General features: G+C 51.0%; 10 protein-coding genes. 1 reads left to right on the top strand and 9 read right to left on the bottom strand.

Annotated elements, in window-relative coordinates; translation table 11 throughout:
* Positions 1–4: 4 nt before the first annotated feature.
* The gene (locus tag K7P01_RS05475) at positions 5–760 is read left to right on the top strand and encodes an SDR family NAD(P)-dependent oxidoreductase (RefSeq protein ID WP_267290684.1); all 756 of its coding nucleotides are present in this window, start codon (positions 5–7) and stop codon (positions 758–760) included.
* Here K7P01_RS05475 and K7P01_RS05470 read toward each other — a convergent pair.
* The 9 genes from K7P01_RS05470 to K7P01_RS05430 all read right to left on the bottom strand — a co-directional run bounded on the left by K7P01_RS05470 (position 757) and on the right by K7P01_RS05430 (position 12,060).
* A complete protein-coding gene (locus tag K7P01_RS05470; RefSeq protein WP_267290682.1) occupies positions 757–1,410 on the bottom strand; it encodes an alpha/beta hydrolase in 654 nt (217 codons plus the stop codon). The genes K7P01_RS05475 and K7P01_RS05470 overlap by 4 nt on opposite strands.
* 80 nt (positions 1,411–1,490) lie before the next feature.
* Complete coding sequence (locus tag K7P01_RS05465; RefSeq protein ID WP_254085774.1) at positions 1,491–1,910, bottom strand: hypothetical protein; 420 nt, start codon at positions 1,908–1,910, stop codon at positions 1,491–1,493.
* A 27-nt stretch (positions 1,911–1,937) separates the two neighbouring features.
* Positions 1,938–2,840, bottom strand: coding sequence for a hypothetical protein (locus K7P01_RS05460; RefSeq protein ID WP_267290680.1), 903 nt, complete (start codon positions 2,838–2,840; stop codon positions 1,938–1,940).
* Positions 2,841–2,922: 82 nt separating this feature from the next.
* Positions 2,923–6,009, bottom strand: coding sequence for an ATP-binding cassette domain-containing protein (locus K7P01_RS05455; RefSeq protein ID WP_267290678.1), 3,087 nt, complete (start codon positions 6,007–6,009; stop codon positions 2,923–2,925).
* Positions 6,010–6,139: 130 nt separating this feature from the next.
* Positions 6,140–6,502: a DUF1987 domain-containing protein gene (locus tag K7P01_RS05450; RefSeq protein WP_254085771.1), complete on the bottom strand. Its 363-nt coding sequence runs from the start codon at positions 6,500–6,502 to the stop codon at positions 6,140–6,142.
* A 38-nt stretch (positions 6,503–6,540) separates the two neighbouring features.
* On the bottom strand, positions 6,541–7,089 hold the full coding sequence (locus K7P01_RS05445; RefSeq protein ID WP_254085770.1) for a SiaB family protein kinase: 549 nt from the start codon (positions 7,087–7,089) through the stop codon (positions 6,541–6,543).
* 102 nt (positions 7,090–7,191) lie between these two features.
* The gene (locus K7P01_RS05440; protein ID WP_267290674.1) at positions 7,192–10,683 is read right to left on the bottom strand and encodes a PAS domain S-box protein; all 3,492 of its coding nucleotides are present in this window, start codon (positions 10,681–10,683) and stop codon (positions 7,192–7,194) included.
* A gap of 19 nt (positions 10,684–10,702) precedes the next feature.
* Positions 10,703–11,470 carry a GAF domain-containing protein gene (locus K7P01_RS05435; RefSeq protein ID WP_267290673.1) on the bottom strand — a complete coding sequence of 256 codons (768 nt, stop codon included), beginning with the start codon at positions 11,468–11,470 and terminating at the stop codon, positions 10,703–10,705.
* A complete protein-coding gene (locus K7P01_RS05430) occupies positions 11,467–12,060 on the bottom strand; it encodes a chemotaxis protein CheB (protein ID WP_254085767.1) in 594 nt (197 codons plus the stop codon). The genes K7P01_RS05435 and K7P01_RS05430 overlap by 4 nt, the downstream gene beginning before the upstream one ends.

Raw genomic sequence — 12,060 nt, 5'->3', positions numbered from 1 at the left:
GCATATGCAGAAAAGAATAGCCCTCATCACGGGTGCGACATCCGGCATTGGCGAGGCCACGGCCCGGTTGCTGGCCGCCCACCACTTCGATATCATTCTCTGTGGCCGCCGCCGCGAGCGGTTGGAAACGTTACAACAGGAGCTGGCCGTGCAAACAAAAGTAACGACGTTGTCCTTTGATGTGCGCGAGCATGCCGAGGTACAGCGCGCGATTGCATCGCTGCCGGCCGAATGGAAGAATATCGATGTGCTGGTGAACAATGCCGGCAATGCACACGGCCTTGATCCGATACAAACCGGTAGCCTGGCCGACTGGGATGCCATGATCGACATCAATGTAAAGGGCTTGCTGTATGTATCGAAAGAAGTGATTCCCGTGATGACGAGCCGTCAGTCGGGGCACATTATCAACCTGGGGTCTATTGCCGGGAAAGAAGTCTATCCGAACGGTAATGTATACTGCGCAAGCAAGTTTGCGGTCGATGCGTTGACCCGCGGCATGCGGATGGACTTAAATGCTTACGGTATTAAAGTGACGTCTATTAACCCAGGCCTGGTGGAAACAGAGTTCTCGCTTGTGCGCTTTAAAGGCGATGAATCGAAAGCGTCGGCGCCCTATCAAGGGATGACGCCGCTGCAGGGTGCTGATATTGCCGATATTATTCTTTATGTATTGCAGGCGCCGGCACACGTGGTACTGGCAGATATTACCGTGTTCCCTACGGCACAGGCCAGCAGTACGCAAGTGAAGCGTGGTTAAAAAAGTTGAGGCAGAGTGCCTTCGTGTATATCGTGCCCACCGTCGAAGGTTAGCCTGCGAGGCGTAACGTGTAGCCGGGCCGAGAGTGTTTCCATTTCGGCAAAGCGGGCGTCGGTAAGAAATGGGTCGGATGTGCCGTGCACCGATACAACCTCCTTGTCTTTTAATACTTCTCTTCCTGTTTCCAGGTCCATATCGGGAGGGAAGATTCCCGCCCAGAGAATGAGCCGGTGAAACGGTACCTGGCCATTTATTGCCCAGCGCGTAGCCGTCGCGGCGCCTTGTGAAAATCCGAGAATGGTTATTTGTAACGAATGATCAGGGGGGATCTCTTGTTGGTAGACAGCGTTCAGGTACTGTATATAATTATCGATGTCCATGAGGCGATTCTCGCGCGTCATCCACGAGGCGCCTACGCGGTTGTTGCCGCTTTGCATGCGCGCGGTAACATCTTCCAGGTAAAAGCGGGAGAGGGCTTCTGGAGCGATGACACAGATGCCGGCCGCTTCTGCCGGGCGAAACTTACGGACGAAGTATTGGGCTAGCTGGCCGTAGCCGTGCAGGACAAACCACACGTGTTGGGTCTGTTCGGTAATGGTCCCGAGCTTGTGGTAACGGGCGCGGGTGGTGAAGGAGACTTCGTGCTGCATGGCTCACGAAAAATACGGAAATAAAAAAAGCCTTCCTCATCGGAAGACTTTTTCGTGTTATCGTTTCGGAGGGAAAGCGATCAGCGTTTGAAGCCGAGCGCGCTGCCACCGCAGTAGGATGCTGAACCGTCGAAGGTATACTGGATGTAGTAGATACCGGTGGTGTTACAAGGATATGCAATCGCCGATACGAACTGGCCGTTGATCTTGCTGGTCGCTACTTTGTTCCGGTTGGAGTCGAAAAGGCTTACCACAATGCCATCCGTAGGCTGGGTCGCGGCGCAGATGTTGATCATATATTGTGTGCCTTTGGTGAACACATATGAATACTCCACGAAGTCCTTTCCTCCTTTTTCGATTTTATAGCTTTTCAGAAAGTTAAATCCTTCGGCCAGTTTGGGAATACACTGGTTGCTCAGGGCTTCCGAGTTGCACTGTCCGATAACTTCCAAGGTACTCAGAACGAAAACGGATAGAACAATAAACATTAACTTTTTCATAGGACGCCTGTATTTCTTATTCTTAGCTTATGATATAATCTTAGATCTGATGGAAGAGGTAACCGCGCTGATGCTGGCGATATCTTCAGGTGTGATTTCAATCGTGCTCGTGCTATTATCTTTGATAATCGCTACACCATTTACGACTTCCATAGTAGACTCCTTGTACGTGTACGTGATCTTGACTTTGTCGTACACTTTTTTCAGCTCTTCCATGTCAGTCAACAATGATGCCATATTTTGATCCGACTCCTTGTAGAAGGAGAGGAGGAGCATGATGCTTTCCAGGATGATTTTCTGCTCACCGATGGTCTCTTTCAGTTGCTGGTTGTCAGGGTTTGCTGAAGCAGTAGCGCAGGTAATGTGAAGCGCTTCCAGCCAGCCACCTGTCAGGAACAGTACGCTGAGGTTCGCACGGCCCTGCGATTGTAAATAATGGTTGATCGTGTTGAAGTTCTGGGTGGTGATCAGCAGCAGAGAATCGAGGTTCTTGCTGTTGGTAGCCAGACGACCGATAGTCTCAACGTCGAAGAATTGACCAATGCTCAGACCATCCGCCAGTGTTTTGATAGAAGCCATGTACTTTACACCGTCCTGGTTCTGCTCGTAGATGTTGGTGTAACCCAGGTCAGTACCGTACAGGCCGAGGTTGAGGGCCTTCTTGTAGTTGGTGTTGTACTTCGATGTGTTGTCCGGCGAGTTCAGGTAAGAAGCATTATACTTCTTGCCAGACTCTTTCAGAAGCACAGAGATTTCCAACGGACTGGGAATCTGCTGGAGGATGTCGCCAATGACTTCTTCAGATATTGTAGGCCCTTCGGTTTTAGCCGAGTCAAGACCTTCCAGGAAGGCTTGTTCATCGGTCTTCTTACCGGATCCGCAAGCCGAAAGTAGGATTGCCAGACAGAGCCCGATAGGTAGTAGTCTCATACAGAGTTATTAAATGATATAAATTTATCAGTTTACAAATTTAAAAATTAAGCATTCCCAGCCAAAATGTTACCTGCATGCTTTATTTCTTTTTTGCCTTCAGCAGTGCCAGTTTACCCTCGATCTTGTCGAAGGATTCGATGAACTTACGCAGCAGCTCAAAGTACAGGGTGACATACAGCATAGCAGCCATGACCCAAATAATCAGCAAGTCGAACCAATAGGTGCTGAACGAAATACCCAGGAACTCCTTCTCCGGTGCGAAAAACTGTGCCCGGTAGTCTAAAGGGCTCTTTGGTGCCGGCGGCAGGAACACCGGGTTGATCTGCTGGATAAGCTCACCGTTGAACTCGATGATCCGGTTCTTTTCGTTGACATTCTTCACCAGGTCAGCCAGGCTTTCGTTGTAGTAGTCGTTCTTGTAGTCGTTCAGCTTGTAGCTGGGATCTTTCTCCAAATTGAGGATCACATTCTCACGGGCTGCCACGGCTTTGTTATACGCCTCCTGGTAGAACTTCTTGTAGGCGATAAAGAAGTCTTCCAGCTTCTTATTAAATGCCGGTGTGAAGTCTTTTAACGTCCAGTCGGTAGCGAGCTCTTTCTCCAATCCTTTCTTGAAGTAGTCCTTGCGCAGCGTGGTCTCGATAATGGTCAGGTCGCTTTGCAGCTTCTGACGGATCGAGTCGGCCTTCTCATCGAGGTTGCCGGCAATGTCGCGACGCTTCTTGTCAAGCTCGTCTACGAGGAACGAGGAACGGAAGTCTGCCTGGGATTCGATTTTCTCGAAGGCATAATATGGCTTCTCGTACGAGTTATCTTTGAACTGGTACACGGCGAGGGCCTCGTAGGCCCACCGCGAGGCCATCATATCGGCCACGATGGGTACTTTGCCTTTGGTGCTGATCAGGTCGTTGAGCTTGTCAAAACTGAACAGCAGGCCGCTTAGGATCATTTGGGGAATGAGCAGCAGCGGAATCATGACATACACGGTAACGGCCGAGTTAAAGGCCGACGAGATGTTAAGGCCCAGCACGCTGGCAAAGCAGGAGGTCGTGAACAACACAAACCAGAAGGGAAGGAGCATACGCCACTCGATCTCCAGGATGAGGTTTCCGATAAGTACAAACAGGAAAGTTTGAATAGCCGACAGGGTAAAGAGGATCCACACTTTCGACATGAGATAGCTGTTCCAGCTCAAGTTCAGGAATGACTCGCGGCGCAGGATCTTCCGGTCGCGGATGATCTCTTCGGCACTGACCGTAAGCCCCATAAACAACGCCACAATAATGCTCATGAGCATGAAGGCAGGGAAGTTGTCGTTGAAGCGGAAGATGTATTCTTTGCCACCCGGTGCGCTGCGGTACTTGATGATGAAGGCCAGAATGATGGCCAGCAGCGGCGCCTCGAGGAGGTTGATTAACAAATATTGTTTGTTGCTGAGCTTCGACAACGTATCACGTGTGGCGAAGACAAACGTCTGGCGTAGCTTGTTGGGAAGTGTCAGCGAGTGCGGTGGCTCTTCGCGGACGTCTTCGACCTTGTTGATCTTAAAGCGTTCTTTGTAGAGGTCATACCATTGCGGCGGGGTGATCTTGCGTTTGTTGGTAGGCTGTCCGTATTCGTCGACCACTTTGGCCTCGATGATGTTGAAAATCTGCTCGGGATTTACGTTACCGCAGGTCTCGCATTGGCCCCGGTTGCTGTCTACCTGGTGCGTTGACTTCTTGAAGTAGGTTACGGCTTCCACCGGCGTGCCATAGTACGCCGGGTAGCCACCGGTGTCCATGATGATCATCTTGTCGAACATCTTATAGATGTCGGATGAAGGCTGGTGAATTACGACAAAGATCAGCTTGCCTTTCAGTGACAATTCTTTGAGCAAGTCGATGACGTTTTCCGAGTCGCGCGAGGAGAGGCCCGAGGTGGGCTCGTCGAGGAAAAGGATGGCCGGCTCGCGGATCAGTTCCAGGGCGATATTCAGACGTTTCCGTTGACCACCGCTGATGGTCTTGTCCAACGGATTTCCCACGCGCAGATCTTTGCGCTGGTCGAGGCCGAGGTTTTCCAACACTTCCATTACGCGCTTGTGGAGTTGCTCTTCGGTGAAGTCGGCAAAGCACAGCTTGGCGTTGTAGTACAAGTTCTGGTATACGGTCAGCTCCTCGATGAGCAAGTCGTCCTGCGACACGTACCCGATGACCCCATGGATTCGGTCTTTTTGGGTATTGATGTCGAAGCCGTTGATGAGGATCTGCCCCGTGGTAGGCTGCACGAGGCCAGCCATGACGTTGAGCAGGGTTGTTTTACCGGCACCGGAGGCGCCCATGATACCGATGAGCTTACCGGGGCCTTCGGAGATGCGCACGTTGCGCAGACCAATGCCACCGTTGGCGAACTTCAGCTCGTCGATGGTGACATTAAAAGATAATTTGGTGGTCTTCAGCTCTTCGTTGTAGTTGGCTACGAGGTCGCTGTAGTACAACGCGTCGCCGCCCTGGGTCTTGATGGTACTGCCGTGGGAGAACAGGTATACACGGTTGGGCTGCATCATGAAACCGTTCAATACGTTCGACTCTTCGCCCAGGTATTTGGTGAAGTACATTTCCACGCCGCGCACGCGCATAAAGATGAGCGAACCGCCGATGTGGCCGTGTACGTGTTTATAGATTTTGCCTTCTTCGCCGCGGGCGGCGGAGTTCAGCAATAGTATATCTGCAAAGTTGAGTGTAGTGGGGTCTTCCGTGCGCACGAAGCTTTCGATAAGGTCGTATTCTTCCTGCACGATATTAAATACGGTGGAGACGGTATTGATGATCTCCATCCGTTGGTCGGTAAAGTTCTTGTCGGTGCTGACCAGCTCCAACAACTTGATCAGTACAACGACCTTCTGCTTTTGCGTCAGCGTCTTGTTGATCTTCTTACAGATTCCCAGGGTCTTTACGGAATCTTTTACAGAGGTCAGCTTCTTCTTTCCGTCCTCGTCATCTGCTTTACCACCGTAGCCAGAGAATTGATCGTAGAGGTCCAGGTACTCTTTTACAGAATCCTGGTCAAGTTCAGTCTGGAAGAAGTTTATAACGTATTGCCGCTCGCCTTCAGTAGCGCCGCCATCCTGTTTTGTGATAATCGCAAAAAGTTGGGTGAGAGCTTTGAGTATTTCTTCACTCATGGTTGGAAAGCAATTTTATAAAGTATAAAAAAATATCGGTTATCAGCCTCCCGCAACCCGGTTAAAGGGGCTCTTTCACGACTGATAACCGATTACCATACAGTGGGTTTTTGTACCCCCACGGTAGCCATTAATAAGTCTTAAACTCGAACGGAATCTCTACCAGCTCGGAGAACTCCTGGCCAGCTTCCTCCATGTCTTCGTCGTCTTCATGGAAGTACCATACGATGCGCATCCCCTTGATGTCTTCGAGGGCAGAGAGCACATCCAGGATCAGCTTCGAAGAAGCCGTGTTGAAGTATTCCAGCTTGAATACGAACTCAGTCGTTGCGTGTGGCTCAGCGCCATACTTGGCGATCCACTCCAGCACAGGGCGATAGAATTCAGCAGAATCTTCAGGGAGCGAACGGCCGGAAATCTCAAAGATTCCGTTTTTCTTATCGAGGATTATTTTTGGAGTGTCTTCTGTTCCTTCCAGATTCAAAATTTCCATGGTATAAGTCTATTTAGATTGTTCTATAATTCAATAAATTATTCGCTGTCACGCGGCACGTTTACTTTCAGACAGAAAAAGCAGTATTCGGCAGACATTTCCGGAAATTCGAATTCCAGTTTCTCTCCTGACTTTCTGGCCATATCGACGAACCCCAATCCTGCACCACCTTTTTCAGAGATGGTCGTATTCTTAATAATCTCTTTGTACAAATCTTTCAAGCCTTCTTTTTCCAGGCCGTTGATACGCTCGAGCGCAGCCTGCAGCTTGGAAACATTTTCCTTGCGAATCGGGTTGCCCGACATGATCGAATACTGGTTTGCCTCTTTGCCGATCAGGAAGATCGCTGCATGGCTGCGTATTTGTCCGTCGACCAGTTCGTCGCTGTGTTTAACAATATTCTGGAGAGCTTCGACCATTACATTAAATACCTTGCGCTTGATGCTAGACTCTTCCCCGGAAGAATCGAGATTTCGCTCGGCCATCGATAGTATGGACTTGGTGCTCTCCTGGGTAAAGTCACCCTGATAGACCAGAATGAGTTTCTGTGACATCATGGTGCGGTGCAGGTCATAAATGAATTTCATGCGTCAGAAGATTTGATTAAAATTGAGGTTCACTAAGTTAAAATTTATTTCTTACCAGACCTTCAGGGGCCTTATAAAACCCCGGAATTCCGATGTCAAACATTAGAATTTAATACCGATCAGTAACACGTCGTCCGTTTGTTTATGATCGCCACGCCAGTTCTCCCACTCCTCGTCAAATATACCGACGGCGTCGTTCATAGACCCGGTGTGGACGCGTTCAACAATCTCGCGGGTACGCTTCGGTCCGAACTTGCGTCCTTCGGCACCACCGAACTGATCGGGGAATCCATCGGAGCTGAAGTAAATCGAATCGCCTGCGCTAAGCTCGATCTTTGTATTGGTAAAGTTAGTCTGGTTCTTATAGATACCGCCGCCGATCGGGAACTTATTGCCTTTTACCTCCTCCATCGCGCCATTTTTCATGACGTATAGGGGGCGGTGAGCACCGGCATATTCCACTTCGCGGGTCTCCATGTTAATCTTACAAAGCGCGATATCCATACCGTCTTTTGTCGTGGAGTCTTCGTCCTGGCGGAGGGTTGTCGTAACCCCTTCGTCCAATAGGTCGAGGATCTTACCCGGCTCGGTAATTTTACGGCTGCGTACGATGTCGTTCAGCAAGAAGTAGCCGATCAACGACAACAACGCGCCCGGTACGCCGTGACCGGTACAGTCTACGGCCGCGATAAAGAGCTCGTCTTTAATCTGTACGAACCATGGGAAGTCACCCGATACCACATCGCGGGGTTTATACAAGATGAACGAGTCGGGTAACGCCTTACTGATCACTTTGCTGTTGGGCAGGATCGCCGTCTGAATACGCTTTGCGTAGTTGATACTTTCGGTGATCTTCTTGTTTTTGTTCTGGATCTCGAGCTCGATCATTTTCCGCTCGGTAATATCGTGGGATACTACCAGTACGGATTCGAGCTTGTTCGACTCGTCGAATTCCGGAATGGCGTTCACCTGCATAATGCGCTTGCCCATTTCTGACGGGAAGTCCATTTCGGTGTCGGCCTTTTCGTTGGTTGCATTTACCTGCTCAACTACCTTGAGCCAGCCTTCCAGTACGGCGCTGTCCAGCTCGGTTTCCTGCACTTTGCGGTTGAGGAAGAATGATGGCTGTTTGCCAGTATACTCCTGGATAACCGGGTTGATATACGATATCAAGTCGCCTTCGAGACGGGTGATAAGGTCGAGTGAGTTTTCCGAGAGGGCCTGCATTTTAGAACGCATACGCTGCTCTTGCTCTGCACGGCGGCGTTCAGTAATGTCACGCGAGTTGAGGATGAAGCCGTGAATGGCCGGGTTCGACATACAGTTGGTCCCAGCAGACTCCAGCCAGATAAAGCTGCCGTCTTTCGCGCGGTATTCGTACTGAATGGTGACCCGCTCATCGGGCTGCTCTTTCATCTTGCGGAAGAGGTCGCGGAATGTATCGCGGTAGTCCGGGTGTACTTTGTCGATGTCGCTCTTGCTGATCATCTCTTTCTGGCCGTAGCCCAGGATGGTCTCTACCGACGGTGAGATATAGCGGATGCTTTCGTCCTCTTCATAGATGGTGATAACCTCGGAAGCGTTTTCCAGCAACAGCTGCATGCGGCTCTGTGTGCGGTTTACTTCTTCGATCTGTTCTTCCAGTTTCTGGTTGGAGCGTTGCAGCTCTTCCTGCGTAGCCTGCATTTCTTCAGCGTTCTGGCGCAGTACTTCCTGCTTTTCTTTGAGCTCGTTACTCATCTCCTGCGACTCGGCCAGCAGCCTGCGCGTACGCTCGTTCACCTTGATGTTAAAGATGGTACGGGCCAGGATGAGCGAAAGCTCTTGTACGAATTTCACCTGCGAAGGGTCGAAGCGGCGAAAGCCGGCAAATTCGAGTACACCGTACACTTCTTCGTTGGTGATCAACGGTACAATGAGAATACAGTGCGGGCGTTGGTCGCCGAGGATGCCCGAGGTGATAGTCACATATTCGTCCGGTATTTCGGTACGCAATACGGTATCTTTTTCGGCGGCGGACTGGCCTACCAGGCCTTCGGCGAACTTGAATTTCGATTTGAGATATTTCTTGCGGTTATACGCATAACTCGCACGCATTTCGATCAGGGCGGGCGTTGTCTCGTCGTTTACGACATAGAAGGCGCCTTGTATCGCACCGATCTTTTCGAGAATGAACTTGATCACGTCGTCACCGAGCTCGTCGATCGAGTCGTGCATACGCAGGATCTCACTGATTTCGGCGACACCGCGCACGATCCAGTTACGCTCTTTATCCTGACGCTCGTTCTCAATCAGGTTGTCGCGCATTTCGATGAGCGACTTACCCAGAATGTCGTTTTCGCTGGCGGGTGTAAACTCCGTGTCGTATTTGCCTTCACCAATGCGTCTGGCAAAGTCAGCATTACCACGCAGGGTCTGTACAAGCTCGTCTACCTTGTTACCCATCTGGCCAAACTCGTCGCTATTGCGTTGTTCGGTTGTCTCCGGCAGTACACCCTGCGCCACCAGGCCGATCGTAGTACGCATAGAGTGCAGCGGGCGCATGAGCGAGCGTGAGAACATCATCGACAGGAATACTGCCAGTGCCACGATACACAGACCGGCATAGAAGAATAAGCTGGTAAGCTTGCCGTCGTGGCTGTGTACTTCCTGTACGTCGATTTTGCCAATCAGTGCGAAGCCGCCGTGTGACAGCTTGCGACCTACCTGGAGTACAGATTTGCCGTTTTGGTCGTCGCTTTCATTGGGAATAGACTTACCGTCTACCAGCTGGGCAAAGCCCTTCATAAACTGGATGGTAGTGTCTAGCGGGATGATGGCTGACGATGTGTCGTTGCGTTGGGGGCTGACGATGGCCACTTTGCCCGTGCCAGGGTAGAGACGACCCAACAGCAGCTCGCCGCTGGTGCCCAGACCGTGGTAGTTTTTCAGTACGCGATAGGGGTGTGTCAGATCGATAGTAACGATGATGAGCTGCTGTGCGCCGCTGGCGTCTGTTACTGGTCCGGCTACGTAAGAATAAAATTTCTTGGTACGCTTGTCACGCGTAACTTCCGAGAAATAAATGTCGCTTTTAGCTTTTTCAAAGATGTGGCCATCCTGGTCGATAAAGTTTCCTTTGACGGTCGGGTCGGTAGAAGCTACGACGGCACCTTTTTCAGATGTGATGGTGATCTGGGCTACATCGAGAATCGACTTCTGGTCGTTGAGGTAGTCGGTCAGGGTACCACCACTGGGAGCAGGCTCTTCCAGTGCACCGGTAGTATCGGGTTCAGCAGAAGGGCTCGGGGGGGCGGAGGCCATCATGGCCGCAAACGGATCGTCGGCCGGTGCTGCACTTGCTCCGCCACTGCCGCCACTCTTCAGGCGATCGGAGCTTTGTAAGATGCGAACGGCCAAAGCAGCCTTGTCGAAGAAGGAGTTGAGGTACGCTGAGCGGTTATCCACCAGGGAAGCAAGTGTAGCCGAGTATTTTTCCTCGTTCGCCTTCTGGTGGTAATCATAGCTGAAAAAACTGATCGAGGCGACGGCCACGAGCGACACCATGAGAATAAGAATGGTAATTCTGGTGGTGATGTTTATGCTTTTCATCATATCGTGTTCGGCGCTGGTACTATGCTTTTGTTGAAATTTTATCGGCCACCAACTGCGCGGCTTCTTCCACGAACTTACGCTGGTCTTCCGTGACATTCGTAAAGGAGGCAATCTCCATGATTCCGAGTACTTGCGCTTGTTGTTTTATAGGAACGATCAATAAATAGCGGGGAGAGGCGCTGCCAAGACCAGAAATGATCTTGATATAGCCGGTCGGTACATCGTCCACGTAGAGTGTACGGGCGCTGGCGGCGGCCTGGCCTACAAGGCCTTCGCCAAATTCAAACTTGATCACGGTGCTTTCTCCTACGGAGAGCGCATAGCCGTTTTGCAGCTCGACGGTGCGTTTACCGTCTTCTTCGCGTGTGAGGTATAATGCGCCCTGGCCGGCTTCCAGCTGTTTGCAGATGGCTTGCAGACCGCTGTTGAGTATATCCTTTTGGTTACGTGCTTGCTGCAGGCTGCTTTTTACGGCGTCGAGGCTGATCGACGTTTTACCGGATTGGTCGGCTTCGTCGCGTTTGGCCTGGGCGGCATCGATCACACGGTCACGCATGACGATCAGCTCTTTCTTATAGCGTAGCGATCCGCTAAGCGTAAGGGCTCCCAGCAGAAACGTTGCGCCGATGGTCAGGTAGATGCCCGTGAAAGCGGACTGATAACCGTCGGTCAGGCGCAAGTCGGCAGGAAGCGAGTAGATCAGGTACAGAGAAATGACAATCCCAGCCATAAAGAACATTGCCAGGATGACATTGAGGTAATATCGATCGTTAAATAAGCCTGTCATCGGTATTGTTTATCTAGTTCCTTTAAAAACTCTACAATCTGGTCCACTTTCAATGTGTGGTCAATCTTGGTCACCGCCAGGGCGGCTTTCGGCATGGTATCGATCATACACTCTGTCGGCTCCTGTACGATGGTCAGGCCGCCGCGATCGTGTATGTGTTTCATGCCCAGCGCGCCGTCTTTATTGGCGCCCGAAAGCAGGATACCGACCAGCTTGTCTTTGTAAACAAAGGCGCTGGTGCCGAGCGTGATGTCAATCGCTGGCCGGGAGTTGTTGATCATCTCTTCGGTAGAGAGAGCAAAATGAAGTCCCAGTTCGACGGACATATGGTAATTGGCCGGGGCCAGGTACACGCTTCCTTTCTTTATATTTTCTTTATCGTGCGGCTCGGTCACCTGTACCACGCTCTTGATAGAGAGCGCTTCCACGAAACCGTTACGCACGTGTTTGAGCCGGTGTAGACACATAATGATGGGCAATGGGAATCCCTTCGGTAACTGCGACAGGATCTTGACCACGCCCTGGAAGCTGCCTGCTGACCCACCGATAACAACGGCCTTATAGCTGTTATTTAGGTTGAACTTACTCAT

The organism is Parachryseolinea silvisoli (genome assembly GCF_021190955.1).
GTDB lineage: Bacteria > Bacteroidota > Bacteroidia > Cytophagales > Cyclobacteriaceae > Ohtaekwangia > Ohtaekwangia silvisoli.
This window is presented reverse-complemented; position numbering and strand designations above follow the sequence as displayed.